General features: G+C 40.7%; 32 protein-coding genes and 1 pseudogene. 22 read left to right on the top strand and 11 right to left on the bottom strand.

Going from position 1 to position 26,460, the window contains the following annotated elements:
• The first annotated feature begins 87 nt into the window (after positions 1–87).
• The 7 genes and pseudogenes from AB8E63_RS07040 to AB8E63_RS07010 all read left to right on the top strand — a co-directional run bounded on the left by AB8E63_RS07040 (position 88) and on the right by AB8E63_RS07010 (position 4,760).
• Positions 88–1,122, top strand: coding sequence for a hypothetical protein (locus tag AB8E63_RS07040; RefSeq protein WP_368910540.1), 1,035 nt, complete (start codon positions 88–90; stop codon positions 1,120–1,122).
• The gene (locus AB8E63_RS07035; protein ID WP_368910538.1) at positions 1,076–1,459 is read left to right on the top strand and encodes a hypothetical protein; all 384 of its coding nucleotides are present in this window, start codon (positions 1,076–1,078) and stop codon (positions 1,457–1,459) included. Before AB8E63_RS07040 ends, AB8E63_RS07035 begins: the two co-directional genes overlap by 47 nt.
• Positions 1,449–2,114 (top strand): restriction endonuclease, encoded by a 666-nt coding sequence (locus AB8E63_RS07030; protein ID WP_368910536.1) that lies wholly within the window; start codon positions 1,449–1,451, stop codon positions 2,112–2,114. Before AB8E63_RS07035 ends, AB8E63_RS07030 begins: the two co-directional genes overlap by 11 nt.
• 151 nt (positions 2,115–2,265) lie before the next feature.
• Positions 2,266–2,688, top strand: a pseudogene (locus AB8E63_RS07025) (NUDIX hydrolase).
• Entirely contained in the window at positions 2,685–3,086 is a 402-nt protein-coding gene (locus AB8E63_RS07020; RefSeq protein ID WP_368910535.1) for a hypothetical protein, read from the top strand. Before AB8E63_RS07025 ends, AB8E63_RS07020 begins: the two are co-directional and overlap by 4 nt.
• Positions 3,065–4,015: a 50S ribosomal protein L11 methyltransferase gene (gene prmA, locus AB8E63_RS07015; protein WP_368910534.1), complete on the top strand. Its 951-nt coding sequence runs from the start codon at positions 3,065–3,067 to the stop codon at positions 4,013–4,015. Before AB8E63_RS07020 ends, prmA begins: the two co-directional genes overlap by 22 nt.
• A gap of 1 nt (position 4,016) precedes the next feature.
• The gene (locus AB8E63_RS07010) at positions 4,017–4,760 is read left to right on the top strand and encodes a 16S rRNA (uracil(1498)-N(3))-methyltransferase (protein WP_368910533.1); all 744 of its coding nucleotides are present in this window, start codon (positions 4,017–4,019) and stop codon (positions 4,758–4,760) included.
• 314 nt (positions 4,761–5,074) lie between these two features.
• On the opposite strand, the gene AB8E63_RS07005 is transcribed toward AB8E63_RS07010, so the two are convergent.
• Positions 5,075–5,839 carry a (S)-acetoin forming diacetyl reductase gene (locus AB8E63_RS07005; protein WP_004250763.1) on the bottom strand — a complete coding sequence of 255 codons (765 nt, stop codon included), beginning with the start codon at positions 5,837–5,839 and terminating at the stop codon, positions 5,075–5,077.
• Between the two features lie 333 nt (positions 5,840–6,172).
• Between AB8E63_RS07005 and AB8E63_RS07000 the strand changes: the two genes are divergently transcribed.
• Positions 6,173–6,841 (top strand): MIP/aquaporin family protein, encoded by a 669-nt coding sequence (locus tag AB8E63_RS07000; protein WP_036758368.1) that lies wholly within the window; start codon positions 6,173–6,175, stop codon positions 6,839–6,841.
• A 216-nt stretch (positions 6,842–7,057) separates the two neighbouring features.
• On the opposite strand, the gene queF is transcribed toward AB8E63_RS07000, so the two are convergent.
• The 7 genes from queF to AB8E63_RS06965 form a co-directional block, all read right to left on the bottom strand.
• On the bottom strand, positions 7,058–7,549 hold the full coding sequence (gene queF, locus AB8E63_RS06995; RefSeq protein ID WP_247913212.1) for a preQ(1) synthase: 492 nt from the start codon (positions 7,547–7,549) through the stop codon (positions 7,058–7,060).
• An 18-nt stretch (positions 7,550–7,567) separates the two neighbouring features.
• Positions 7,568–8,284, bottom strand: a complete 717-nt coding sequence (queE, locus tag AB8E63_RS06990; protein WP_368910531.1) for a 7-carboxy-7-deazaguanine synthase QueE — start codon at positions 8,282–8,284, stop codon at positions 7,568–7,570.
• On the bottom strand, positions 8,277–8,720 hold the full coding sequence (queD, locus tag AB8E63_RS06985) for a 6-carboxytetrahydropterin synthase QueD (protein ID WP_368910529.1): 444 nt from the start codon (positions 8,718–8,720) through the stop codon (positions 8,277–8,279). Before queD ends, queE begins: the two co-directional genes overlap by 8 nt.
• Positions 8,720–9,373, bottom strand: coding sequence for a 7-cyano-7-deazaguanine synthase QueC (gene queC / locus AB8E63_RS06980; protein WP_368910528.1), 654 nt, complete (start codon positions 9,371–9,373; stop codon positions 8,720–8,722). The genes queD and queC overlap by 1 nt, the downstream gene beginning before the upstream one ends.
• Positions 9,374–9,575: 202 nt before the next feature.
• Positions 9,576–9,890, bottom strand: a complete 315-nt coding sequence (gene trxA, locus AB8E63_RS06975) for a thioredoxin (RefSeq protein ID WP_001029581.1) — start codon at positions 9,888–9,890, stop codon at positions 9,576–9,578.
• A 14-nt stretch (positions 9,891–9,904) separates the two neighbouring features.
• Complete coding sequence (locus tag AB8E63_RS06970; RefSeq protein ID WP_004250771.1) at positions 9,905–10,126, bottom strand: DUF4649 family protein; 222 nt, start codon at positions 10,124–10,126, stop codon at positions 9,905–9,907.
• 95 nt (positions 10,127–10,221) lie between these two features.
• A complete protein-coding gene (locus tag AB8E63_RS06965) occupies positions 10,222–10,602 on the bottom strand; it encodes a MarR family winged helix-turn-helix transcriptional regulator (protein WP_006149405.1) in 381 nt (126 codons plus the stop codon).
• A 180-nt stretch (positions 10,603–10,782) separates the two neighbouring features.
• Between AB8E63_RS06965 and AB8E63_RS06960 the strand changes: the two genes are divergently transcribed.
• Entirely contained in the window at positions 10,783–11,157 is a 375-nt protein-coding gene (locus AB8E63_RS06960) for a CidA/LrgA family protein (RefSeq protein WP_004250774.1), read from the top strand.
• Positions 11,154–11,849, top strand: coding sequence for an LrgB family protein (locus tag AB8E63_RS06955; protein ID WP_225750002.1), 696 nt, complete (start codon positions 11,154–11,156; stop codon positions 11,847–11,849). The genes AB8E63_RS06960 and AB8E63_RS06955 overlap by 4 nt, the downstream gene beginning before the upstream one ends.
• Before the next feature lie 69 nt (positions 11,850–11,918).
• Here AB8E63_RS06955 and AB8E63_RS06950 read toward each other — a convergent pair whose 3' ends face one another.
• Genes AB8E63_RS06950 through AB8E63_RS06940 form a run of 3 tightly spaced genes read right to left on the bottom strand, consistent with a single transcriptional unit; the run spans position 11,919 to position 13,730 of the window.
• Complete coding sequence (locus AB8E63_RS06950) at positions 11,919–12,650, bottom strand: hypothetical protein (protein ID WP_368910524.1); 732 nt, start codon at positions 12,648–12,650, stop codon at positions 11,919–11,921.
• 15 nt (positions 12,651–12,665) lie between these two features.
• Positions 12,666–13,361 (bottom strand): ABC transporter ATP-binding protein, encoded by a 696-nt coding sequence (locus tag AB8E63_RS06945; RefSeq protein WP_368910522.1) that lies wholly within the window; start codon positions 13,359–13,361, stop codon positions 12,666–12,668.
• A 3-nt stretch (positions 13,362–13,364) separates the two neighbouring features.
• Positions 13,365–13,730, bottom strand: coding sequence for a GntR family transcriptional regulator (locus tag AB8E63_RS06940; RefSeq protein WP_368910520.1), 366 nt, complete (start codon positions 13,728–13,730; stop codon positions 13,365–13,367).
• Between the two features lie 142 nt (positions 13,731–13,872).
• Here AB8E63_RS06940 and nrdR point away from each other — a divergent pair, with 142 nt between their 5' ends.
• The 12 genes from nrdR to alr all read left to right on the top strand — a co-directional run bounded on the left by nrdR (position 13,873) and on the right by alr (position 26,451).
• Complete coding sequence (gene nrdR / locus AB8E63_RS06935; RefSeq protein WP_004250782.1) at positions 13,873–14,346, top strand: transcriptional regulator NrdR; 474 nt, start codon at positions 13,873–13,875, stop codon at positions 14,344–14,346.
• Complete coding sequence (locus AB8E63_RS06930; RefSeq protein WP_368910518.1) at positions 14,347–15,516, top strand: DNA helicase; 1,170 nt, start codon at positions 14,347–14,349, stop codon at positions 15,514–15,516.
• A complete protein-coding gene (dnaI, locus tag AB8E63_RS06925) occupies positions 15,517–16,413 on the top strand; it encodes a primosomal protein DnaI (RefSeq protein WP_006153038.1) in 897 nt (298 codons plus the stop codon). It abuts the gene before it with no gap.
• A complete protein-coding gene (locus AB8E63_RS06920; protein WP_368910516.1) occupies positions 16,410–17,123 on the top strand; it encodes a nitroreductase family protein in 714 nt (237 codons plus the stop codon). The genes dnaI and AB8E63_RS06920 overlap by 4 nt, the downstream gene beginning before the upstream one ends.
• 13 nt (positions 17,124–17,136) lie before the next feature.
• Positions 17,137–18,447: a ribosome biogenesis GTPase Der gene (gene der, locus AB8E63_RS06915; protein WP_004250788.1), complete on the top strand. Its 1,311-nt coding sequence runs from the start codon at positions 17,137–17,139 to the stop codon at positions 18,445–18,447.
• Positions 18,448–18,639: 192 nt separating this feature from the next.
• Positions 18,640–19,479 (top strand): YgcG family protein, encoded by an 840-nt coding sequence (locus AB8E63_RS06910; protein WP_368910514.1) that lies wholly within the window; start codon positions 18,640–18,642, stop codon positions 19,477–19,479.
• Between the two features lie 38 nt (positions 19,480–19,517).
• On the top strand, positions 19,518–20,111 hold the full coding sequence (locus tag AB8E63_RS06905; RefSeq protein WP_368910512.1) for a LemA family protein: 594 nt from the start codon (positions 19,518–19,520) through the stop codon (positions 20,109–20,111).
• A 179-nt stretch (positions 20,112–20,290) separates the two neighbouring features.
• Positions 20,291–22,804, top strand: coding sequence for a preprotein translocase subunit SecA (secA, locus tag AB8E63_RS06900; RefSeq protein ID WP_368910510.1), 2,514 nt, complete (start codon positions 20,291–20,293; stop codon positions 22,802–22,804).
• An 80-nt stretch (positions 22,805–22,884) separates the two neighbouring features.
• Positions 22,885–23,916 (top strand): 3-deoxy-7-phosphoheptulonate synthase, encoded by a 1,032-nt coding sequence (locus AB8E63_RS06895; protein ID WP_368910605.1) that lies wholly within the window; start codon positions 22,885–22,887, stop codon positions 23,914–23,916.
• 1 nt (position 23,917) lies between these two features.
• Complete coding sequence (locus tag AB8E63_RS06890) at positions 23,918–24,949, top strand: 3-deoxy-7-phosphoheptulonate synthase (RefSeq protein ID WP_368910508.1); 1,032 nt, start codon at positions 23,918–23,920, stop codon at positions 24,947–24,949.
• A gap of 46 nt (positions 24,950–24,995) precedes the next feature.
• Complete coding sequence (gene acpS / locus AB8E63_RS06885; protein ID WP_247913247.1) at positions 24,996–25,358, top strand: holo-ACP synthase; 363 nt, start codon at positions 24,996–24,998, stop codon at positions 25,356–25,358.
• Positions 25,348–26,451, top strand: a complete 1,104-nt coding sequence (alr, locus tag AB8E63_RS06880; protein WP_368910506.1) for an alanine racemase — start codon at positions 25,348–25,350, stop codon at positions 26,449–26,451. The genes acpS and alr overlap by 11 nt, the downstream gene beginning before the upstream one ends.
• The last annotated feature ends 9 nt before the right edge of the window (positions 26,452–26,460 follow it).

Raw genomic sequence — 26,460 nt, 5'->3', positions numbered from 1 at the left:
ATTGAAGCGAAGTGTAGTATAGTATTACTATGCAAAGAGAATATATGTAAGAAATTATTTAGTTTTTGTTGGTGAGTGAGGAGATATATGTCAGATTTACTAAAAGATTCAATTGAACTATATTCAAAAAGTGATTTAAAAACTATTGAACGTATGTTAAAAAATGCAGAAGTGATTGTACATGAGGAGGATAATAAGTTGTCACCAGATTCTCGTGAAATTATTTCTAAAATGCTAGAAACTGAACGTGAAAAAGTTGAAAAGGTTATTGAAAAATTTGAATTTGAAAAGCTTTATAAATACAGCTCAATTTTTGAAGTATCTAGTCCAAGTGATGACTTACAAGAGAAGTTAGATTCCTTGATTCATAATGAAGAAAAGATTACAACTGAGGATGTTCCTACGGTTATTAAAACTGAAAAATTGTATATTATAAAATTTTTAAAACGTTGTGTGGGTGTAAAACTAATTGAAGGTATCCCTAGAACATACTCTGTGAGATATCCTATGTTGGCAGTCTATTATCCAGAATATAATGTTATTGAAACAAGAGTGCATACAATTTCAAGATTTTTACGAAACGATGAAAGCGATTTTTATAATGAAAGAATTTCTGAGATTAGAAGGGATATTGAATCTAAGTTTGCTGTAAATCTTGACGCTATGCCTTTAGATCAAACAGTTAATTTTATCGCTGAAAATGATGGCAATGTAAAAGTTAGCTCTCAAAAAATGCAACTAGCAAATGGTGGAGATGCAACTCTTAATAGTTCTCAAAGTTCGGATGAAACGGTTTTGCCGATACTTGGAGAGTTAGATGCAATTATTAAAGACAATTCGGATTTGTTTGAAGCGAATGAGGAATGCCAACAAATTAAACAATTACTTGAGGATTTCATAAAAGATACAGAAGAAACTTCTGAGCTACCTTGGCGATCTCTTAGATGGCCTAATGAGATTAAACGTAGAGTGATTCAAGTGAAATTTAATTTCGTTAATTTGTTAAGTGATAATTCTAATGATTTTACTCTAATGGAGTATTATACAAATGGAAGAGGCATTGAGGGGATGAACTATGTTACCAAATATATTATTGAAAAATATAGAGAAAGTGGTAGATGAATCTAGTACATATAATGAATTACAGATGATTGGATTATTGGAGCCTTATTTTCGAGATGAAAATAAAATTTATATGTATCCTGGTGCAGTAGCTAGAAAACTAGATATAAGTATTGATCAAGCGTTTATTTTATTAAATAGACTTGAAAAGAAAGGGATTCTTGATAGATTATTTGAATTTAGATGTCCAGATGATAACAATTATAAGGAAGTTTTTAAGGGTATAAGTTATATTAACCTTCCTAACGAGATTACATGTAAAGAATGTAGCGAGGAATTTCCACTAAAAGATAATCTGTATGTTATATACGAGGTTAAAAAAGATTATGGAAGTTGAAGTTAAAGAAGCATTAAGCTATCTACTTTCTCTAGAACCTGAGGATATTTTCAAAGAATTAACTTTAAGAGACAAGAAACTGGAAGAGTATATAAAGAAACTTAATAAATTTAAAGGTGAAAACAGAAGTAATAGTAAATCATTCATAAAAGGTGGAGCGCTGGAGGAACTGGTCGTATTTTTAGCAGAGAGTACTGATTTTTTTGAAGTGTTCCCAAATTTAAGGACACATACAAATGAAATTGATCTATTGCTGAGAACCAAGATAGGGGCTAAAAAATTATTCTGTCAATTCTTAAGTATTGATACAGATATTATATTTGAGTGTAAGAATTATAACAAGAAAGTATCCGTCACTTGGATAGGAAAGTTTCACTCTTTGTTGAGAAATCAGGGATGTAAGTTTGGAGTTATTTTTTCTTATGAAGGATTTACCGGAAGTGGTTGGAAAGATGCAACAGGCTTAGTAAAGAAGATTTTTTTAAAGGATAACATTTTAATATTGGATTTTAATATTAATGACTTCGAAAAATTAAGTTCGGGAGATAATTTTTTTAAGCTTTTATATGATAAAATTGACTCTATTAAACATGATGCGATTCATGATATAGATCATTACTGTAAGAAGCATGAAGTTGAAGATTTGCTAAGTTGAAAGGAATTGTGTAAAATAGGGGCTTGCTTTTTAGTGAGCCTCCTTAAATTTATGTAAGTAATAATATATAGATTTTATTTTTAGAAAGTGATTCATATATATATTTATTCTGAAAGGGGTTATATAGTGATGACCGTTTTTGAATTTTGATATAACATTTTTAAAATTTTCTGGCTGCAAGATTGCCTTATTTTGTGGTGATAGGATTTAAACCATACTACGCGATGAAAAAACGACTATCCCTTGGCCCAACATGTGGGAGTTGCCGGGTGGTGGCTGTGAGGAGGACGAAAGCCCATTTGAATGCGCGGCGCGTGAAGTTTATGAGGAACTAGGCATTCACTTGACCGAAGATTGCCTGCTTTGGAGTAAGGTCTATCCCAGCATGCTCTATGAAGGCAGACAGTCAGTATTTATGGTCGGTCAGTTAAATCAGGATCAGTTTGACAGTATCACCTTTGGAGATGAAGGTCAGGATTACAAACTGATGAGCATTGAGGAATTTCTCAATGCTAAACAAGCAGTGCCTCAGCTACAGGGGAGATTGAGGGATTATTTGGAGGAAGTAAAATGATTTTTGCAATTGCAACAACGACGTTAAACAAGGAAGTTAAACGCAAACTAAAAACTGGACAATACTCTAGGGAAGAAGCTGCATTTATTTATATGGAATATTTAAAGCTAAAGAAGCAGAGAGAAAGTGGTACGAAAGTAGCTGGGATCTCTATGGCTGTTATTTGGGGATTAATGCTTGTTTTACCCTTACTGAGTGGTAGAGGTCTCGTACTGCCTCTTTCAGTACATTTTTTATTTTTGCTACTGCTTGCAGGAATTGTTCTATTTGTTTATTATCTTATGTTTGGTATTTTTAAACAGCAGATTCATAGCGCAATGAAAGAACACTATACAGATGTGATTGAAGAATTTAAGAAGAATAAGGAAAATACAAAATGGAAACATGGCAAGAGTTAAAAGTAACGGTTAAGCGTGAGGGAGAGGAGTTAGTCTCTAATCTCTTGATTGAGCTGGGTGCCCAGGGTGTTGCGATTGAAGACAGTATGGACTATGTGGGCAACGTCAATCGTTTCGGTGAAATTTTCCCTGAGGTCGAGCAACAAGAAGAAATCGTGGTCACGGCCTACTACCCTGAAACGGTTGATGTAGCAGTAGTAGAAGCGGACTTGCAGGCTCGCTTAGCAGAATTGACCGACTTTATGGATTTGGGAGAGGTCAAGATTGGGACGACTGCCTTGGCTGAGGAAGACTGGGCAGACAACTGGAAGAAATACTATGAACCTGCTCGTATCACTCATGACTTGACCATTGTGCCATCATGGACGGACTATGAAGCAACAGCGGGAGAAAAGATTATCAAGCTGGATCCTGGTATGGCCTTTGGGACTGGAACACACCCGACGACTAAGATGAGTCTTTTTGCCTTAGAGCAGGTCCTTCGTGGTGGCGAAACAGTGCTAGATGTAGGGACTGGTTCAGGGGTTCTTTCTATTGCTAGCTCTCTCCTAGGTGCCAAGGAAATTTTCGCCTATGACCTAGATGATGTAGCGGTTCGAGTCGCTCAGGAAAATATTGAGCTCAATCCTGGCATGGAAAATATCCATGTGGCCCCAGGCGATTTGCTTAAAGGCGTGGAGATTGAGGCAGACGTCATCGTGGCTAATATCTTGGCAGATATCCTCATTCAAATGACGGATGATGCTCATCGCTTGGTCAAGGATGAAGGCTACCTGATCATGAGTGGCATTATTAAGGACAAGTGGAACATGGTGCGTGAGTCAGCAGAAGCAGCTGGATTTTTCCTTGAAACCCACATGATCCAAGGGGAGTGGAATGCCTGTGTCTTCAAGAAAACCAAGGATATTTCTGGTGTGATTGGAGGCTAGCATGCAACAGTATTTTGTAAAAGGTTTGGCTAGCTCACCTGTCACTATCGAGGATAAGGAGACCAGCAAGCACATGTTTCAGGTCATGCGTTTGAAAGAAGAGGACCAGGTTACCTTAGTTTTTGATGATGGGATTAAGCGCTTGGCGCGCGTGGTCAATGTGGAAGCACGTCGATTGGAGCTGGTTGAGGAATTGGCTGACAATGTGGAACTGCCAGTCCAAGCGACCATCGCATCAGGCTTCCCTAAGGGAGACAAGCTCGAGTTTATCACTCAAAAAGTGACGGAACTGGGTGCAAGCCAAATCTGGGCCTTTCCTGCAGACTGGTCAGTCGCCAAATGGGACGGCAAGAAATTGGGCAAAAAGGTTGAGAAGCTAGAAAAAATCGCCCTTGGAGCAGCAGAACAAAGCAAGCGGAATCTAGTCCCAAGTATTACCCTTTTTGAGAAAAAGGCAGACTTTCTAGCCCAACTGGATCAGTTTGATTCTATTGTGGTGGCTTATGAAGAGTCAGCTAAAGAAGGAGAATCAGCTGCACTTATACAAGCAGTTGCTGAGCTTGAAAAGGGAGCCAAACTGCTCTTTATCTTTGGTCCAGAAGGAGGTCTCTCACCTGCAGAAATTGAATCTTTTGAAGCTAAAGGAGCAGTTCTAGCAGGACTTGGTCCTCGAATTTTGCGAGCAGAAACAGCACCGCTTTATGCCCTATCAGCTATTAGTGTTTTGCTAGAATTGGAAAAATAAGAGACTATGAAAAAATCACCTAGAAAAGGTGATTTTTTATGCTCTTGAAATGGCGCGCGAAAGAGTAAATAAGCGAATCCATAATGGCAATGGGAATTTTTAATTTTTTGATGATTTCGCAGAAAAAATGGATATCCAAACTGTTCCTAATCTTGTGCTCTATTAAAACAGGGCAAATCACACTATTTAGAGCAGAGAGTATTCCTAGTCTTGATGAAAGATTAGTTTAACTAACACAAAATGACTCTGGAAATTGGAATCATAGAGATGATAAAAGAGGTTGGATTATTTTCCAACCTCTTTTTTTTTTTATCTTAATGGAATTGCATACCACCATCGACGATAATGGTTTGACCTGTAATGTAGTTTGAATCTGGTCCAGCAAGGAAGCTAACAGCTGCAGCGACATCTTCTGGCTCAGATAGGCGTTTCAATGTAATATCTTTTGCGAATGTTTGCATACCCCATTCGTCGTCTTTTCCTGCATTTTTCCCAACTTCGTGAGCGATATCATACATCATTGGTGTTTTAACGATACCTGGAGCATACGCATTAACAGTGATGCCTGAGTCAGCTAAATCACGCGCCAATGTTTGAGTAATACCACGAACAGCGAATTTTGTACCACCATAAACAGTCAAGTTTGGATTTCCAACAACACCTGCTTGAGAAGTAGCGTTGATGATTTTACCACCGTGACCAAGTGCTTTGAATTGAGCTTGAGCAGCTTGTGCTCCCCAGATTACCCCACCGACGTTAATAGCAAAGGTACGATTGAACTGTTCTTCTGTAATCGTATCTAGAGGTGTAGTCGGAGCGACTCCAGCGTTGTTTACCACAACGTTCAAGTCTCCGAAATGGTCTACAACTTTTTGGAAAGCTGCAGCAACCTCTGCTTGTTTAGACACATCAGCCACAACAGCTAAAGCATTCTCTGCTGACAATTCAGCAACTGCTTTTTCAGCTGTTTCAGCATTGTAGTCTAATACCCCAACCTTAAAACCATCTTGGACCAAGCGTTTTGCGATTGCAAAACCGATTCCTTGACCTGCACCTGTAACAATAGCTACTTTAGACATATGATTCCTCCTTTGGTATCCGTGATACCATTTCAACGTTCATAAAAGAACAGCAAAGGGTTATAAGTGAGTTGTGATAGACTTCTAAAAGAAGTCCTATCGCTTTTTAGTATATACCTTTGTGAAATTAGTGTCAAACAAAGACTGGTTTTTGGAAAAATGAATATTTTTCAAGATCAAAATAATCGAAAACTTTCCTGTGTGAGATTTAGAGTTAGAAAAATAAAACTATCGCGTAAAGGGGAAAGCGCACGATATTTTCCAAGCACTTTTCTTGAAACCCTTTCCTTCTTCTGATAGACTAATACATAGTTTGAAAAAAGGAGACTTAATATGAAAAAATTTGTTGCTGAATTAATCGGTACTTTTATGCTTGTGTTCATCGGAACAGGAGCTGTTGTTTTTGGAAATGGTGTTGAAGGTCTTGGACACCTTGGAATTGCTCTTGCCTTTGGTTTGGCAATCGTAGTCGCAGCTTTCTCAATCGGAACTGTTTCAGGTGCTCACTTGAACCCAGCTGTTTCTATCGCTATGTTTGTGAACAAACGTTTGTCATCTTCAGAGCTTGTAAACTACATCCTTGGTCAAGTAGTCGGTGCTTTCCTTGCATCAGGATCTGTATTCTTCCTCTTGGCAAATTCAGGTATGTCAACTGCAAGTCTTGGTGAAAATGCCTTGGCAAATGGTGTAACTGTCTTTGGTGGTTTCTTGTTTGAAACAATCGCAACCTTCTTGTTTGTTTTGGTCATCATGACTGTAACTTCAGCAAGCAAAGGGAATGGCGCAATCGCTGGTTTGGTAATCGGTTTGTCCTTGATGGCAATGATCCTTGTGGGATTGAACATTACTGGACTTTCAGTTAATCCAGCTCGTAGCTTGGCACCAGCTGTCTTTGTAGGTGGCGCAGCCCTTCAACAAGTATGGATTTTCATCCTTGCCCCAATCGTTGGTGGTGTTCTTGCAGCTCTTGTTGCGAAAAACTTTCTTGGAACAGAAGAATAATTGAAATTCAAAAAGCCTTGCTCCTCATCTTGAGGAACAGGGCTTTTTCGTATGATACTCTTCGAAAATCTCTTCAAACCACGTCAGCTCTATCTGCAACCTCAAAACAGTGTTTTGAGCTGACTTCGTCAGTCTTATCCACAACCTCAAAGCAGTGCTTTGAGCAACCTGCGGCTAGCTTCCTAGTATGCTTTTTGATTTTCATTGAGTATGAGTTTAACGGTTGTCAATTTTCTCTGGATAGAGGTCATGTTGGAAGAGGCGTTGTTCTGCCAATCCTTCATACTTGGTTCCAGGTCTACCGTAGTTGTAGTAGGGGTCGATTGAAATGCCACCGCGAGGTGTAAATTTTCCCCAGACTTCTAAATAGCGAGGGTCTAGCAAGTTGACCAAATCTTTCCCGATAGTGTTGATACAGTTTTCATGAAAATCTCCATGGTTTCGGTAGCTAAAGAGGTAGAGTTTGAGGGACTTTGACTCGACACAGAGCTTGTCAGGAATGTAGGAAATATAAATAGTTGCAAAGTCTGGCTGAGCAGTGATGGGACAAAGTGAGGTAAATTCAGGGCAGTTGAACTTGATGAAATAGTCATTTTCCACATGACGATTGTCAAAGGATTCGAGGACTTGGGGTTGATATTCGAAAATGTAGTTGGTTTCTTTGTTGCCGAGGAGGCTGAGGTTTTTCATTTCTTCTTGTTGTGACATGATTTTTTCTTTCTAATCTTAAACACCACGTTGGTTGTCGTAGAGGAGGGTATGGAGTTGAGGAAGGACGCGGACATTGCCCCAGCTATCGTCGGCAGCGACACGTTCCCAGAGTTCTTTGAGGCGGTCCAGTTGGTCTTGGACAATATTGCCTGTAGCCTTGGGCTCAGGATTTCCCGCCGATAAGAAGAGGACATCTGGTTGGTAGCGTTCTTGAATACCTTTGGCAAAGGCTAAATCTGCATCATCAAAGACAGGGATTTTAAAGGTGACTTTGTCTGGGTCTAGTTGGGAAACGATAAAGTCCAAGGTCTCAAAGTTGACTTCCATCTTGGAGGAAGGAGGCTTAGGACTCAGAGTGACTTGGTCGATATCTTTTAACCAATTTTGCCAGCGGGAGCCTTGGGTCTCAACAGCCAGAGTGATACCACGTTCCTTGAGCTTGGTTACTAGCTCAGCCATGTTGGCTGCTAGGATAGCAGGATTTCCTCCAGATAGGGTGACATAGTCGTAGCTTCCTAGTTTGTCTAACTCAGCGATTACTTCATCAGCTGTCATACGAGTTGGTTTTTCAGAACCGTCCCAAGTAAAGGCAGAGTCGCACCAGTCGCAGTGGTAGTCGCAACCAGCAGTGCGGACAAACATGGTTTTCTGGCCAATAGCACGACCTTCACCTTGAAAGGTAGGCCCAAAAATTTCTAGAACTGGTAGTTTGAGGACACGTTCCTTAGTCATCTAACCACTCCCGTCTAAACTCTGCAAAGGCAGTCGGAGTTTCATAGAGGCGAACATATTCCAAACGGAGACCGCGCTCGTCTGGCAACTTCTGACTCATGGTTTGGAAAATCCAGTAAACCATATTTTCAGCAGTCGTATTCATGTAGGGCAGGGTTTCATTGAGATAGCGATGATCCAAGTGGGGCTCTAAGTAGTCCTTGTAGATAGCTTTGATGTCTCCGAAATCGTAGGTCATACCTCTATCATCTAAAAATCCACTGACAGCGATTTGCAGATGATAGGTGTGACCGTGTAGGGATTTGCATTTTCCTTCATAGTGAAAGAGGTGGTGGGCAGCATCGAAGGTAAATTCTTTTGAAACTAAGGTTCTGTGAGGATTGTAGACAAGAGATTCCCCAGTTTCTTGTTTGATTTCTTTGGGGGCAAAAAACATCAGGCCTCTCCTTTCTGAGAGAGATAAACCTCTAAACCATGTTGGCGTAGATGGCAGGCAGGACAAGCTCCACAACCAGTACCAATGATCCCATTGTAGCAGGTCAAGGTCTTCTCACGAACGTAGTCAAAGGCACCAAGTTGGTCATCTAATTCCCAAGTTTCAGCCTTGTCTAGCCACATGAGAGGCGTTTGGATCACAAAGTCGTAATCCATAGCAAGGTTGAGCGTGACATTGAGTGATTTGACAAAGACATCCCGACAGTCAGGATAACCTGAGAAGTCTGTTTCGCACACTCCTGTCACGATATCCGTAATTCCACGCTGCTTGGCAAGGACTGCCGCAAAGGACAGAAAGAGATGATTGCGACCGTCAACGAAGGTATTAGGAACCTCTCCTTCTTTTTGCTCAATTTCTAAATCTGAAGTCAAGGCATTTTCAGTAATTTGTCCTAGCAGAGACATATCTAGGATATGATGACGAATTCCTTGTTCCTCAGCGATTTCTTTGGCCACTTGAATTTCTAAATGGTGACGTTGACCGTAGGCAAAGGTAACGGCTTCGACCTTTTCATAGTGTTGCTTGGCCCAGAAAAGGCAGGTTGTTGAATCTTGACCGCCACTAAAGACGACCAAGGCTGATTGACGTTTCATAGTACTCCTTCCAAAATGGGAAATGTTCAGAGCACGCAAAAAGCTCCCCAGAGGGAGCTAAAAAATACCAAGTAGAGGTTTTTTTTAGCGATGGCATGTCCCAAACATCGTAATATTCTAGTTACAGTCTAGCATATTTTTTGAAAAATGGCAAAGGGCAAGAAAAAAGAGACCAAATGAATGCACTTGGTCTCTCCTTTGATTAGCTTAATTCAGCAACGATGGCTTTGATTTGTTCTGCGGTGTGAACACCAGCCACTTGTTTAACAACTTGTCCATCTTTCTTGAAGAGAAGAGTAGGGATAGACATGATACCAAATGCACGAGCTGTGTTTGGATTTTCATCAACGTCCATTTTAACGATCTTCAAGACATCTTCTGAAAGTTCTTCAGACAATTTGTCCAAGATTGGACCTTGCATACGACATGGACCACACCAAGTAGCCCAGAAGTCTACCAAGACCAATCCGTCTTTAGTTTCTTGTTCGAATGTTGCATCTGTAATTGCTTTTGCCATAGTATTTCTCCTTTTTAATTATATTGGCTTAAATCTTGTTTCATGAGATAGAAGAAAACATCTCCATAAGTCCCATGGTAGTCCAAATCATGTCCCTTGTAGGTTACTTTTTGGACAGGGTAGTAGTCTGCGACACCAATCAGGCAGGCATGTTGAGAACGTTCAAATTCTTCGTATGACTCGAAGGTCATGGTTCTCTCTTGCTTGCTGGCATCAAGATAAGTGATTTCAATCATAGGATTCTCCTTTGCTAAATCATATCTTCATTTTACTCCTTGGAAAAAGGAATGTCAAGAAAATTGATTGCGCACGCAAGTTTTTTGTAAAAATTTTAGGAAAGCCAACTTGCTTTTGTTTCAAGGCTTTCTTCTACAGCTTTTTGTAGATAGGCAAGAGTTGTCTGACCCTCCTTAGTGAGGCAGATAAAACTAGCTCGCTTATCCTGGTCACAACATCTCCGACTAAGTAAAGCACAATTTTTGGCTTCTAGGCGTGCCACCATTCGTGATACAGCACTTGGACTCAGATGGAGTTTGTCAGGCAGGTCAATCTGTCTCAAAGATTTTTCTTGAGCCTGATTTAAAAAGTGCAAGAGATAGAATTCTTTGAGCGTTAGGCTTTGGTCACTCTGCTCAGCAATCGTTTGCTCTAAAAGAGCTTCTAGCTCTACTTGTCGGCGGTTGAAGTCAAACCATTTTTCTAAGTAAGTCATATCAATCTCCTTTCTATATGGTAGTTATAAACAGATTTACCTATCTGAGATGCTTGCGCACGCAATTAGTATACAACTTTTTGGAATAGATAGCAAGAAGGATGTTTCTTGTGTATTTCCTTGAAATTTTCTGAAAAAAGAGTAAACTGGTATGCAGAAAGTCTATTTGTGGAGTAAACGATGAAATTATATGTTCAGTTAATGATTCTCTTTGTCATTTCACTGATTGGTGAGGGAATCTCTAGCTTTTTCCATTTGCCTATTCCTGGAAGTATTATCGGTTTAATTATTTTATTTTTAGCCTTGCAGTTCAAGTGGTTGCGGGTACGTCATGTCAACATGGTTGGGAATTTTCTCCTAGCTAATATGACTATTCTATTTTTGCCTCCTGCAGTTGGGATTATGGAGAAATTTGATGTGATTGCTCCTTATTTATTGCCCATTGTCTTGATTGTCTTTTTTGCAGCAGTTATCAATATTATCTTGATTGCGCTTGTAGTTCAGTTTATCAAAAAGCGTTATGAAGGAGATTACGAAGAAAGAGGTGCCAAATGAGCGAATTTGTATCCAATCCACTTTTTGGGATAGCCTTGTCCATTTTGGCTTATCTTGGAGGCATGATTATCTTTAGACGGTACCCTCATCCTCTGACCACTCCCTTGCTGCTAGCAACTTTATTTATCATTGTTTTTCTAAAACTGACTGGTATTTCTTATGTTGCCTATTATCAAGGTGGGGTCTACCTCAATAACTTGATTGTTCCCTCAACAGTGGCTCTAGGAATTCCTCTTTATAAGAGTTTTCACCTCATGAAACACCATGTTAGAAGTATTCTACTCAGTAGTTTCCTTGCTGTTGTTGTAAATACAGTTTTTACAGCTTTAGTTGCAAAATTTTTCGGTATGGATTTCTTCTTGGCGATTTCGCTTTTTCCAAAGTCTGTAACGACGGCCATGGCAGTTGGAATTACGGATAAGCTACAAGGGATAGCGACGATCACCTTGGTAGTTGTGGTAGCAACTGGCATTTTGACTAGCGTTATTGGACCAACACTTTTAAAATGGCTCAAGATTGACGACCCAGTAGCTGTTGGTCTTGCTCTTGGAGGAACTGGTCACGCAGTTGGGACTGGAACAGCTTTTAGCTATGGACCAGTTGCAGGTGCTATGGGAGGACTAGCCATCGGTGTTACCGGTATTCTCTATGTATTTGTAAGTCCGATCGTAGCAGGTTTGATATTGAGTTAAAAAATAAGAATGTTATATTTCTTTGTGTAAAAAGAAGCCCCTAGCTTTATTTGCTAGGGGCTTCATTCATTATTGTAAGTTTACTTTGTTCTTTAAAATATAGTAGGTTCCGAGATAGAAGCCGACGCTAAGGATTAAGTCTTTGAAAATTTCAAAGGATAATACCCAATTATAGTCGAAATCGATGCGAAGATTTAGGGTGATAAATCCAAGAACAACTTGGATGGCTATGTAGGCGACGACTGCAAGAGCTGTACGGTATTCATTAAAGAGTTGGCCGATAGAGATAGACAAGTAGATACAAAGAATACCTGCAAGAGTGTTAAAAATATAGGAAATCAAGGCTAACCAGAAATTATCTGTATAATTTTTTAGCATATACTCGGCAAAACTAGATAGGAAGGCGTCTGGTTGAATCATGGAAATGATAATATAAAGGCTAAAAAGGAAGACCACTGTACTTGCCAAAGACCAAACAAAGGCACCAAGAAGTTTAGCGGAGAGGATCTGGTGTTCAGATACTGGCAGGGTGAGTGTTAGATAGCCACGACGATCATAAACACTTCCCTTAAATCGTTGAATAATCAAAATCAAGGTTGAGATACTCAAAGTAATAACCAGACCCCCAAAAACCAGAGATAGAAACACTAACATGACAACGCCCTTATCTTGATAATAGGTGCTTGAGAGGCTACTGCCCTGAATACCGATGATGACAGATAAGGATAGTACAGCTGCATAGAGGGCTAAAAACCATTTGTTGACATTTTTAAATTCATAACGAACTAAATTCCAAAACATAATAATCTCCTTTAACTAGGCTTTGAATTCGTGACGGAAGAGCTGGTCAATTGATTCACCCGACTCGTAACGAATATCATCCACATTCCCTTGACGGACAACTTTTCCATCCTTGAGGAAGACAATCTCATCCAAGATTGGTTCGATATCTGAAATCAAGTGAGTTGAAATCAAGACAGTCGAAGTTGGAGAGTAGTTGTTGATGATGGTGTTCAAGATATAGTCACGAGCCGCAGGATCGACACCACCGATTGGTTCATCAAGGACGTATAGACGAGCATCACGACTCATGACCAGAATCAACTGAACTTTTTCTTTGTTCCCTTTTGAGAGTTTCTTGAAACGGCTATTCTCATCGATACCAAGGTCACGAAGAAGACCTTGAGCACGCTCCAGATTGAAATCTTTATAGAAGGTCTTGAAAAAGGTAAGAGCTTCTTTGACCTTCATCTGTTCGTTGAGATAGGTCGTATCAGGTAGATAAGAAACGATAGCCTTAGTTGCTGGGCTTGGTTCCATGCCATTGATGAGGATACGCCCTTGCTCTGGTTGGAGTAAACCGTTGATTAGTTTAATCAGGGTTGTTTTTCCGGAACCATTTGGACCAAGGAGTCCAACAATCTTTCCTGCTGGGATTTCAAGGGAAACATTTGCAAGAGCAGGGCTTGCTCCATAGAATTTTGAAACATTTTCAAACGTTAACAAGGTCATAGTCTAAACTCCTTCAATATAATCTCTCAAAACAGTTGGTAGTTCTTCTTTTTCATAGCCAAATTCTACCATGCCTGTTACAAATTGCTGCATTTGTTCTTCTGATAGTTGCTTCCGGGATTGGAGGATTAGGTCCAAGTCCTCGGTGACAAAACGACCTGCAGTCCGCTTGGTGTATACAAAGCCTTCTCTTTCTAGATCTGATAGGGCACGTTGGATGGTATTAGGATTGACGCCAGCCTCGTTAGCCAGTTCTCTGACAGTTGGCAGTTGTTGGTTGGGTTCTAGTTTATGGGAAACGATTTGCAGTTTGATCTTATCCATTATCTGCAAATAAATGGGTTTGTTGTTATCAAATGTCCAGGACATCACGGTCTCCTTTCTACAACTTCTTTTTGTGTCACTTAAATAATACAACTAAACAAAAAACTTGTCAAGCTAAAAGGAGAATTATTTTGGGAATTGCTTAAAAAATGGTATAATGAAAAGAAAACGACAAGGAGGGGAAGGCATGCGTTGTCCAAAATGTGGCGCTACTAAATCAAGTGTTATCGATAGCCGTCAGGCTGAAGAAGGAAATACGATTAGAAGAAGACGTGAGTGTGAAGAATGCCAACATCGTTTTACAACCTATGAACGTGTAGAAGAGAGAACGCTGGTTGTGGTCAAGAAGGATGGCACACGGGAGCAGTTCTCCAGAGATAAAATCTTTAACGGGATTATTCGTTCGGCTCAAAAACGTCCGGTGTCTAGTGATGAGATTGGCATGGTAGTCAATCGTATTGAACAAAAACTCCTCAGTCGCAATGATAATGAAATTCAAAGTGAAGATATTGGTTCTCTCGTCATGGAAGAACTGGCTGAACTAGACGAAATTACTTATGTTCGTTTCGCTAGTGTCTATCGTAGTTTTAAAGACGTGAGTGAGCTCGAGAATCTTCTCAAACAAATTACGCAATCTTCAAAGAAGAAAAAGGAAAAATAAATGAAGCCTAATGATCGTTTTTCTTTTCTAAAGAATAATCGGGTGTCGCAAGATCCCACAACTTTGGTGCAGTGCTACCTCCCGATTATCGGTCAGGATGCGCTGAGTCTTTACCTTTACACCCTAGCCTTTTGGGATAATGGGCAAAAGGAACATCTTTTTGCAGCTATCCTCAATCATCTCAATTTTGGGATGGACAGGCTTTTAAAAGCCTTTAAAATCTTATCAGCCTTCAATTTGGTTACCCTCTATCAAAAGGGTGACGGCTATGAACTTGCTATTCATCCAACGCTTTCTAGCTCAGATTTCTTGCGTCATACGGTTTATCGTACCTTATTGGAGAAAAAAATCGGTGAGCCAGTAGTTTCTGATTTGCGCCAAGAGCAGGCAGATGGAGAGCCTTTGACCGTTCCTTTGAGTCAGGCCTTTCCAGAGATAGAAGAATTGGCTAGTCATGACGAGATGTCAGTAAAAGCTGATTTTAAAAATGATTTTGATTTGGAGCATTTTCGTCAGCTCATGGCGAGAGATAATCTCCGTTTCCAAGATGAACAGTCAGATGTTTTAGAGTTATTTAAAATTGCTGATGAGAAAAAATGGACCTGGTTTGAAACCTATCAATTGGCTAAGGTGACAGCAGTTTCACAAGTTATTTCTGTCAAGCGTATGCGTGAAAAATTAGCACAAGAGTCTGTTGCATCGGACTTTAGTCCCCAAGAAGCGACCATTATCCGAGAAGCTAAAAGTAAAACGGCCCTGCAATTTTTAGCGGGTATCAAACAAACCCGAAATGCTGGAATTATCCAAGCCGAACGCGATTTGCTAAAACAGATGGCGGATTTGGGACTGCTTGATGAAGTCATCAATGTCGTTATACTCTTGACCTTCAATAAGGTTGATTCGGCCAATCTCAATGAAAAATATGCCATGAAAGTGGCTAATGATTACTCTTATAACAAGATTCGTTCTGCTGAAGAAGCTGTGCTTCGAATCAGAGAGAAGAATCAAAAGGGGCAAGAACAAAAATCAGCCAAGCCAAGCCAAGCCAAAAGCAATGTCCCAAAATGGAGTAATCCAGAATATAAAAATGAAACCAGCAAAGAAACTCGCTTGGAGTTAGAACGTAAGAAAAAAGAAATGTTAGACCGATTAGGAAAAGGAGGAGACTAGATGGAAAGTGTAGGAGATGTGCTTAAAGATCATCCCAGCCGTTTTCAATACCAGGACCTGGTCCAGCAGATTGTAAAAGATCCGGATGTTGCGGCTTTTATCCAGAAGGAATCTCTCAGTCAAGAGGAATTGAATCGTAGTATCTCTAAGTTTAACCAATACATCACCGAGCGAGATAAGTTCCTTCGTGGAGATACCGACTATATCGCGCGTGGCTATAAGCCAATTCTAGTTATGAATCATGGTTACGCAGATGTATCCTATGAGGAAACTCCGGAACTGATTGCGGCTGAGAAAGAAGCAGCTATCAAGAACCGTCTCAAACTGATTAATCTTCCAGCCAGTCTTAAAAAAGCTAGTTTGGCTCAAGTTGATTTGGATGATTTGGGACGTTTGCCAGTTTTTGAAAAGCTCTTTACCTTTGTTGAGCAATATCCAGAAGTCCGTAAAGGTCTCTATCTCTATGGAGACTTTGGAGTTGGAAAGAGCTTTATGGTGGCTGCCCTAGCCCATGATTTGTCAGAAAAACGTGGGGTTTCATCAACTCTTCTTCACTATCCTAGCTTTGTCATTGATGTCAAAAATGCTATCGGTGATGGGAATGTTAAGAATTTGGTGGATGAAATCAAGCAAGCTGAAGTCTTGATTTTGGATGATATTGGTGCAGAGCAATCAACGCCTTGGGTGCGTGATGAAGTCTTGCAAGTCATTCTCCAATATCGTATGCAGGAAGATTTGCCAACCTTCTTTACCTCAAATTTCAATTTTGAAGATTTGGAAAAACATTTTGCTAAAGGCAAGAACGGAAACGATGAAACATGGGAAGCTAGACGCGTTATGGAGCGTATCCGTTATTTAGCAGAAGAAACACGACTAGAAGGAGAGAATCGCCGATGAGTGAAACAATCACCTTAATGAAATCTCATACCTCGGTTCGCAGATTTAAAGAAGAAGCGATCCCTCAAGAGGACTTGAATGAGATTTTATCAGCTGCCCAAATGGCTTCTTCTTGGAAAAATTTCCAATCTTATTCTGTGATTCTAGTCAGAAGTCAAGAAAAGAAAGATGCTCTTTTTGAGCTGGTTCCTCAGGAAGCGATTCGTCAGTCTGCCGCCTTCCTCCTCTTTGTAGGAGATTTAAACCGTGCAGAAAAAGGGGCTCGTCTCCATACCGATACTTTCCAACCTCAAGGGGTGGAAGGACTCCTCATTACTTCTGTAGACGCAGCCTTGGCTGGACAGAATACCTTGCTTGTGGCAGAAAGCCTTGGCTATGGTGGAGTAATCATCGGTTTGGTGCGTTACAAATCTGTTGAATTAGCAGAATTGTTCAAGCTTCCTGACTATACCTACTCAGTTTTTGGGATTGCACTTGGTGTGCCGAACCAAAAACATGATGTAAAACCAAGATTGCCACTAGAGAATGTTGTTTTTGAGGAAGAATATCAAGAACAAACAACTGAGGCTATTGAAGCCTATGACCGTGTGCAGACTGAATATGCCGGAGCTCGTGCGACTACCACTTGGAGTCAACGTCTTGCAGAGCAATTCGGTCAGCCTGAACCAAGCTCAACTAGAGAAAATCTTGAACAAAAGAACTTATTATAGAAAGTGAGAAAACATGGCCTTACCAACTGTCGCCATCGTAGGACGTCCCAATGTTGGGAAATCAACCCTGTTTAATCGTATTGCAGGGGAACGCATCTCAATCGTAGAAGATGTCGAAGGAGTGACACGGGACCGTATCTATGCTACTGGTGAATGGCTTAACCGTTCTTTCAGTATGATTGATACTGGAGGGATTGATGATGTTGATGCTCCATTTATGGAACAAATCAAGCACCAGGCAGAGATTGCTATGGAAGAAGCTGATGTCATCGTTTTTGTGGTTTCCGGTAAAGAAGGAATTACGGATGCAGATGAATACGTAGCCCGTAAACTCTATAAAACTCATAAACCTGTTATCCTCGCGGTCAACAAGGTTGATAATCCAGAGATGCGAAATGATATCTATGATTTCTATGCTCTTGGATTGGGAGAACCATTGCCAATTTCATCTGTGCACGGGATTGGTACAGGGGATGTACTAGATGCCATCGTCGAAAATCTTCCACATGAAGTCGAAGATGAAAATCCAGATGTCATTAAATTCAGCTTGATTGGTCGCCCGAATGTCGGAAAATCTAGCTTGATCAATGCCATTTTGGGAGAAGACCGCGTGATTGCCAGTCCTGTTGCTGGTACAACTCGTGATGCCATTGATACACATTTTACAGATGCGGATGGCCAAGAGTTTACCATGATTGATACGGCTGGTATGCGTAAGTCTGGTAAAGTCTATGAAAACACAGAGAAATACTCAGTCATGCGTGCCATGCGTGCTATTGACCGTTCAGATGTAGTCTTGATGGTCCTCAATGCTGAAGAAGGTATCCGTGAGTACGACAAGCGTATCGCAGGATTTGCCCACGAAGCTGGTAAAGGGATGATTATCGTGGTCAATAAGTGGGATACCCTTGAAAAAGACAACCACACTATGAAAAACTGGGAAGAAGATATCCGTGAGCAGTTCCAATACTTGCCTTACGCACCGATTATCTTTGTTTCGGCCTTGACCAAGCAACGTCTCCACAAATTGCCTGAGATGATTAAACAAATCAGCGAAAGTCAAAATACCCGTATCCCATCAGCAGTCTTGAATGATGTCATTATGGATGCTATCGCCATCAACCCAACACCGACAGACAAAGGGAAACGTCTCAAGATCTTCTATGCGACTCAAGTGGCAACCAAACCACCGACCTTTGTGATTTTTGTCAACGAAGAAGAGCTTATGCACTTCTCTTACTTGCGTTTCTTAGAAAATCAAATCCGCAAGGCCTTCGTCTTTGAAGGAACGCCAATCCATCTGATCGCAAGAAAACGGAAATAAAATGATAAAAAGAAGAAGGTTAACAGACCTTCTTTTTTGTAGATGATACCAAGAGCGTAGATCTAAATCTGTCATCAAATTAACATCATTTTCCTAGTCCTTGTCACGGTTTTGTAATGGAAACGTACTTTCTTTGTAAGATTCAAAATGCTATAATGCTCTAAACAATTTTCCTTGCATAAGGAGGTTATTATGAAAAAAGATAGATTGTTAAAGAATCCTTTCTTGGTGCGTCTACTTGGATTGCTAATGGCATTTTTCTTCCTATCAGCATTCACTGCACCTGAAAAACCAGACTATGGTATCTATGACCCAAATCATTATTTGACAGAGGAAGTAGTTACTCAGATTCGTGATTTGAATGAAACTAATAGTCAAAAGGCAGAAAAGCTTCAAATAGGTGTCTATATCGTAGATAGTCTGGAAGGAGAAAGCATTGAAACAGTGGCTAATGAAACTGCCAGGGCTTGGAAGATTGGCTATTCAGGAGATAATTTTGGAAGTCTCATTGTAGTAGCCGTTCAAGACCGTAAATCAAGAATTGAAACCAGTAATAACACCGCCATTAGAATAACGGACTATCAAACCAAGCAGATCTTGGCAGCCAGCCGTACAGATTTTAAAACTGGTGACTATGGTAAAGGAATTCTAGCGATTGCCAAAGGCTTGGACAATCAGTTTTATAGAGGAAGTGGAACATTTCCATCTGATGACTCCTCTGATATCAAACATTATTCTGATAGCATCAGTGGTAAAAAATCGAGTCGCAATAGTAGCTCGTCTAGTCATCGTAAGAACAGTGACCCTATGGACAATGTGTTCGGAGTCGGGATAATCATTTATTTCATTATCGTATTTATAGCCATTATTAGAGGAGGTGGCGGTGGCCGAGGAGGAGATTCCTCTGACGGAGGATGGTGGTTTAGTGACTCATCTGACTCAGGTTCATCTTGGTCCGACTCAGGATCTGACTCCTCTAGTAGCTGGGACGGTGGTGGCTTCGATGGCGGTGGATCATCCGATGATTGGTAATGTTCGTGTGAAAATTAAGAAAATAAGTAGGTTTAGATATGAAAAATAAAGGAATTATTTATGTGTTGGGCATTTTGCTGGCTATTATCTTGCTTGGCGGTTGCTCTGTAGTAGGCACTTATAATGGTCTTGTCTCTGAACAAACCAAGGTCGAACAAGCGCAAGCTGATGTAGCGACAGCTCTTCAACGTCGTTCTGACTTGATTGGAAATTTGGTAGAGTCTGTAAAAGGCCAGATGAACCATGAGACAGAGGTTTTTACCAAGATTGCGGAAGCTCGTGCTAAAATTGGGAATGGCTCCGTAACTTCAAAAGAAAATCAAGAGGCTCAAGGAGAGTTGAGTTCAGCTATTTCACGTTTGATATCGCTAACAGAAAATTATCCAGAACTCAAGAGCAATCAAAATGTGGAACAACTGATGACGGAATTGGCTGGAAGTGAAAATCGAATCTTTGTAGCCCGCAAGGATTACAACAAAGTGGCAACAGAATACAATCAAAAATTAAGAAGTTTCCCAACAGTTCTTTTCGCTAATATGCTGAACTTTAAAGAGGCAGAAACCTTTAAAGAAAGCGAAGAAGCTAAGACAGCTCCAAAGGTTGACTTTGGTAATTCTACAACCAAAGAATAGGCTTGAAATTTCTAAAAGAAAATCAATGATTAGCAATAGTTTGAACATTTACAAAAAAAGGCTCTAAATGAGCCTTTTTTAGCTTGTATAAACACGGATTCTTTCTTGAAAAAATTTAGCGAATATGCTACAATAAAAAGAACATTCTAAAATATTCAGAATTTAAAGTAAGGAAAAAAATGGCAAATTTATTAAAAACAATCATCGAAAATGATAAAGGGGAACTTCGTCGCTTAGAAAAGATGGCTGATAAAGTCCTCAAATACGAAGATGAAATGGCTGCTTTGACAGACGAGCAGTTGCAAGCTAAGACAGAAGAATTTAAGCAACGTTATCAAAATGGTGAAACCCTTGATCAACTCTTGTACGAAGCCTTTGCGGTTGTACGTGAGGGAGCTAAGCGTGTTCTTGGACTTTTCCCATACAAGGTTCAGGTTATGGGTGGTATCGTTCTTCACCATGGTGACGTTCCAGAAATGCGTACTGGTGAAGGTAAAACCTTAACAGCGACTATGCCGGTATATCTTAATGCCCTTGCAGGAAAAGGTGTCCACGTAGTTACCGTCAACGAATACCTTACAGAACGTGACGCCACTGAAATGGGTGAGTTGTACTCATGGCTTGGTTTGTCAGTAGGGATCAACTTGGCTGCAAAATCTCCAATGGAGAAAAAAGAAGCTTATCTCTGTGATATTACTTACTCAACGAACTCAGAAATTGGTTTCGACTATCTTCGTGATAACATGGTTGTTCGTGCGGAGAACATGGTTCAACGCCCACTTAACTATGCCTTGGTCGATGAGGTTGACTCTATCTTGATTGACGAAGCTCGTACACCATTGATCGTTTCAGGAGCTAATGCAGTTGAAACAAGCCAACTTTACCATATGGCTGACCACTTTGTGAAGTCTTTGGATAAAGATGACTATATCATTGATATTCAGTCTAAGACAATCGGTTTGTCTGATTCAGGTATTGACAAGGCTGAAAGTTTCTTCAAACTAGAAAATCTTTATGATATCGAAAATGTGGCTTTGACTCACTTTATCGACAACGCCCTTCGTGCCAACTACATCATGATTCTTGATATTGACTATGTGGTCAGCGAAGAACAAGAAATCTTGATTGTCGACCAATTTACAGGTCGTACAATGGAAGGTCGTCGTTACTCTGATGGTTTGCACCAAGCGATTGAAGCTAAAGAAGGTGTGCCAATCCAAGATGAAACCAAGACATCAGCATCGATTACCTACCAAAACCTTTTCCGTATGTATAAAAAATTGGCAGGTATGACTGGTACTGGTAAAACAGAAGAAGAGGAATTCCGCGAAATCTATAACATTCGTGTTATTCCAATTCCCACCAACCGTCCGATCCAACGTATCGACCATTCAGACCTTCTCTACGCTAGCCTCGATGCAAAATTCAAGGCTGTAGTAGAAGATGTTAAGGCGCGTTACCAAAAAGGTCAGCCAGTCTTGGTAGGTACTGTTGCCGTTGAAACCAGTGATTTTCTTTCTAAGAAATTGGTTGAAGCAGGCGTGCCTCACGAAGTATTGAATGCTAAAAACCACTACAGAGAAGCGCAAATCATCATGAATGCTGGTCAACGTGGTGCGATCACTATCGCAACCAACATGGCCGGTCGTGGTACCGATATTAAGCTTGGTGAAGGGGTTCGTGAACTTGGCGGTCTTTGTGTCATCGGTACAGAACGTCATGAGAGCCGTCGTATCGATAACCAGCTTCGTGGACGTTCAGGTCGTCAAGGTGACCCAGGTGAGTCACAGTTCTACTTGTCACTCGAAGATGATTTGATGAAACGTTTTGGTTCAGAACGTTTGAAAGGTGTCTTTGAACGTCTCAATATGTCTGACGAAGCCATCGAATCTCGTATGTTGACACGTCAGGTCGAAGCAGCGCAAAAACGTGTTGAAGGAAATAACTACGATACTCGTAAACAAGTCCTCCAATATGATGACGTTATGCGTGAACAACGTGAGATCATCTACGCACAACGTTATGATGTTATCACTGCAGAACGTGACTTGGCTCCTGAAATTCACGCCATGATTCGCCGTACGATTGGACGAATTGTCGATGGACATGCTCGTTCTAAACAAGATGAAAAACTTGAAGCAATCTTGAACTTTGCCAAGTACAACTTGCTTCCAGAAGATTCAATTTCACTTTCAGACCTAGAAGGTTTGTCAGACCAAGCTATCAAGGATGAACTATACCAACGTGCGTTGAAAGTCTACGATAGCCAAGTTGCTAAACTTCGTGATGAAGAAGCCGTTAAAGAATTCCAAAAAGTATTGATTCTACGTGTAGTTGACAACAAATGGACAGACCATATTGATGCCCTTGATCAGTTGAGAAATGCTGTTGGTCTTCGTGGTTATGCCCAAAACAACCCTGTCGTAGAGTATCAAGCGGAAGGTTTCCGTATGTTTAATGATATGATTGGTTCGATTGAGTTTGATGTGACTCGCTTGATGATGAAAGCACAAATTCATGAACAAGAACGACCACAAACCGAACATCATATCAGTACGACAGCAACTCGAAATATTGCTGCTCAACAGACAAATCTTCCAGCTGATTTGGACCTAAGTCAAGTGAAGCGCAATGACTTGTGCCCATGTGGTTCTGGTAAGAAATTTAAAAACTGTCATGGTAAACGACGTTAATATTGACTAATTTTCAGGCGGATGCCTAGTGAAAAGTGAATTTTCGCTTGGCGTCCGTTTGCTTTATAAGGAGATGAATGATGGTATTTACAGCTAGAAGTCCTAAAATAAACATAGAAGAAGTTCGTAGTGTATCTAAACTAGAAGGTCAAGCACTGGCTAAAAAAATGCAACGAGATCAAGAGTTAGAGGCTATTATTCGTGGAGAAGATCAACGTGTTTTGTTGGTAATTGGACCATGTTCATCAGATAATGAAGATGCCGTGATTGAGTACGCTAAACGCTTATCAGCTTTACAAGAAGAAGTCAAAGATCGTGTCTTTATGGTGATGCGTGTCTATACAGCTAAGCCCCGTACTAATGGCGACGGCTATAAGGGATTAATCCATCAGCCAAATGCTAAGGAAGCTCCAAGTCTTATTAATGGTATTAAGGCAGTTCGTCAACTCCATTATCGTGTGATAACAGAAACAGGTATGACAACAGCAGATGAAATGCTGTACCCAGAAAATCTTCCTTTGGTAGATGACTTGATTTCTTATATGGCAGTTGGTGCGCGTTCGGTAGAGGATCAACAGCACCGTTTTGTAGCCAGTGGAGCTGATTTCTCGACAGGATTTAAAAATCCAACTTCAGGAAATCTAAATGTGATGTTTAATGGTATTTATGCAGCTCAAAACAAACAAAGTTTCCTTTTCCTAGGGAAAGAAGTCGAAACTACTGGAAATCCTCTATCGCATGCTATTCTCCGTGGAGCTCTTAACGAGTACGGGAAGAACATTCCTAACTACTACTACGATAATTTGATGGATACTATTGCTCAGTATGAAAAGATGGGACTTGAGAATCCATTCATCATTATTGATACCAACCATGATAACTCAGGTAAACAGTATATGGAGCAGATTCGTATCGTTCGCCAGACTTTAATTAACCGTGATTGGAATGAAAAGATTAAAAAATATGTTCGTGGTTTCATGATTGAGTCATATCTAGAAGATGGTCGTCAAAATGAACCAGAGGTATTTGGCAAATCTATCACGGATCCATGTCTAGGATGGGAAAATACGGAAGCTCTTGTTCGCGAAATCTACCAAAGACTAGGAGAATAATATGGCATTTATCGAGAAAGGTCAAGAAATCGATATTGAAGCGATTAAGGCGGAAACACGGCTATCTGCAGAAGCCTTGCAACATAAGGAAAATCGTGATCAAGAATTAGCAGATATCCTTTCAGGTAAGGATGATCGTATCCTTTTGGTCATTGGGCCTTGTTCGTCTGATAATGAGGAAGCAGTGCTTGAGTATGCCCGTCGTTTAGCAGACTTGCAGAAAAAAGTGGCGGATAAGATTTTCATGGTTATGCGTGTATATACTGCAAAGCCACGTACCAATGGAGATGGCTACAAGGGTTTGGTTCATCAGCCAGATACTTCTAAAGCCCCAAGTTTGATTAATGGTTTGCAGGCTGTTCGTCAGCTTCATTATCGAGTGATTACAGAAACAGGATTGACTACAGCAGATGAAATGCTGTATCCGGCTAATCTCGTCTTAGTTGATGACTTGGTGAGTTACCATGCCGTGGGTGCGCGTTCAGTAGAAGATCAGGAACACCGTTTTGTAGCTTCAGGGATTGATGCACCAGTAGGGATGAAAAACCCAACCTCTGGGAATCTATCTGTGATGTTTAATGCCGTTTATGCAGCACAAAACAAACAAACCTTTCTCTTTCATGGCCAAGAGGTTGAAACCTCAGGAAATCCCTTGGCTCACGTCATCCTTCGCGGTGCTTTGAATGAATACGGGAAAAATGAACCTAACTTCTACTACGAAACTCTTCTAGATGCTATTGGACGTTACGAGTCAATGGGGCTCGAAAATCCCTTTATCATGATTGATACCAACCATGATAATTCAGGGAAACAGTATATGGAGCAAGTTCGAATTGTTCGCCAAACTCTTCTTAACCGTGACTGGAATGAGAAGATTAAAAAGGTAGCTCGAGGCTTCATGATTGAATCCTACTTAGCAGATGGTCGTCAAAACCAGCCAGAAATCTTTGGACGTTCCATTACAGACCCATGTTTGGGCTGGGAAAACACAGTAGCTCTAGTAGAAGAAATCTATTCTACCTTAACAAAATAAGTGAAAAGGATGGAGTTGGGGGGAACCTCAACTCCTTTTGATGAAAATGATAGTTGGACACGGAATCGATATTGAAGAATTAGCTTCTATACAAAATGCAGTTGAAAAAAGAGAAGGTTTTGCGCAGCGTGTCTTGACAGACAAGGAAATGGAGCGCTTTGCCAGTCTCAAAGGTCGCAGACAGGTCGAGTATTTGGCTGGTCGTTGGTCAGCTAAAGAGGCTTTCTCAAAGGCTATGGGAACGGGAATTGGGAAGCTAGGCTTTCAGGATTTGGAAGTCTTGAACAATGAGAAGGGGGCTCCCTACTTCAGCAAATCTCCATTTTCAGGCAATGTTTGGTTATCGATTAGCCATACAGAACAGTTTGTGACAGCTAGTGTTATTTTGGAGGAAAATCATGAAAACTAGTCCACATAGACCAACCAAGGCCCTTATTAATCTAGAAGCAATCCGCTACAATATCCAACAGATGGGAGAACACATTCCTAAAGATACCCTCAAATGGGCAGTTGTGAAAGCCAATGCCTATGGACATGGAGCGATAGCTGTTGCAACGGCTATCCAGGATGATGTAGATGGCTTTTGTGTGTCAAATATTGATGAGGCCATCGAGCTTCGTCAGGCAGGTATCACTAAGAAAATACTCATTTTGGGAGTATCTGAGGTTGAATCTCTTTCATTGGCTAAGGACTTTGATATTAGCTTGACGGTGGCAGGATTGGAATGGATTGAGAATCTCCTTGCTACTGAGTCAGACTTAGCTGGTTTAACCGTTCACCTTAAAATTGACTCAGGAATGGGACGAATTGGTTTTAGAGATGCAAGCGAGGCAGCACAGGCTCAAACTTTGCTCAAGGAACATGGAGCCAATGTTGAGGGAATCTTTACCCACTTTGCTACTGCAGATGAAGAGTCAGATACCTACTTTAAACAACAGTTGGAATGTTTCAAGGGAATAATCGCAGGCTTGCAAGAAGTCCCTGAACTAGTCCATGCGAGTAACTCCGCAACGACTTTATGGCATGCGGAAACGATTTTTAATGCTGTTCGCATGGGGGATTCTATGTATGGTCTCAATCCAAGTGGACAAGTTTTAGAATTGCCTTATGAACTAAAACCAGCCCTGTCTTTGGAAACAGCCATCGTTCATGTCAAAACAGTTCCAGCTGGGGCTTGTATGGGCTACGGAGCGACTTATCAGGCAGACAGTGAGCAAGTCATTGCTACTTTGCCAATCGGTTATGCGGATGGTTGGACACGAGATATGCAGAATTTCTTAGTTCTGGTTGATGGACAATTGTGCCCCATCGTAGGGCGTGTATCCATGGACCAAATCACGGTTCGTTTGCCTAAGCTTTATTCATTGGGAACAAAAGTTATCTTGATTGGTTCAGACGGTGATAAAGAAATTACTGCAACAGACGTAGCAGTTTACCGAGGAACTATCAATTATGAGGTGGTTTGTCTCCTCAGTGATCGAATTCCAAGAGAATATTATTAAGAAATAGAA

Origin of the sequence: Streptococcus sp. oral taxon 061 (assembly GCF_964211575.1) — a bacterium.
Lineage (GTDB): Bacteria > Bacillota > Bacilli > Lactobacillales > Streptococcaceae > Streptococcus.
The sequence above is the reverse complement of the archived record's forward strand: the minus strand, read 5'-3'. Positions and strand labels throughout refer to the sequence as shown.